The sequence below is a fragment of the Streptomyces sp. PU-14G genome (assembly GCF_041028275.1).
Taxonomy (GTDB): Bacteria; Actinomycetota; Actinomycetes; order Streptomycetales; family Streptomycetaceae; genus Streptomyces.
The window spans coordinates 1-605 of sequence record NZ_JASKYT010000753.1 but is presented as its reverse complement, the minus strand read 5'-3'; the positions used below and the strand labels follow the sequence as shown (position 1 = coordinate 605).

Annotated in this window: 1 protein-coding gene; it reads left to right on the top strand. The window is 75.9% G+C overall.

Annotated features, from left to right (window positions below):
* The coding region (locus tag AB8Z75_RS35160) for a M23 family metallopeptidase (RefSeq protein WP_369209219.1) at positions 1-367 on the top strand (367 nt) is incomplete at its 5' end.
* Between the last annotated feature and the right edge of the window lie 238 nt (positions 368-605).

Here is a 605-nt window from a genome sequence, read left to right as displayed (position 1 = left end):
GGCGTACGGGGTGAAGGGGGACTGGGCGGCGGGACACCACACGGGCATCGACCTCGCCGTCCCGGAGGGCACGCGGGTGAGGTCCGTCGGCCCGGGGACGGTGGTCTTCGCGGGCTGGTCCGGTGACTACGGCAAGGCCGTGACCGTCCGCATGGTGGACGGCAGGTACACCCTGTTCGCCCACCTGTCGCACGTCGCGGTGACCGTCGGCGGTACCGTCCACCCCGGCACCCCTCTGGGCCGCTCCGGCAATACGGGCCGGTCCACCGGCCCCCACCTGCACTTCGAGGTACGGGCCCAGCGCGGCTACGGCAGCGACATCGACCCCGTCCGCTACCTCGCCGGCCACGGCGTCCGCCTGGTGTGAGGCGGGCGGTGAGGCGGACGGTGACGCAGCGGCGACGCACCCCGTGCACGCCCCGGCTCGTGTCCCTGCTGGCACCCGCGCTGGTGCTGGCCGCCCTCACCGTGGCGGCGACCGCACCACCGCCGTCGAGCCACCACGCCCGGCCTCGGCCGCAGGCACCGGCTCAGGGCAAGGTCCTAGGCGAGGGCCATGACAAGGGTCCGGGCGGCGAGGGTCCGGGCGGCGAGGGGCCGGGCGG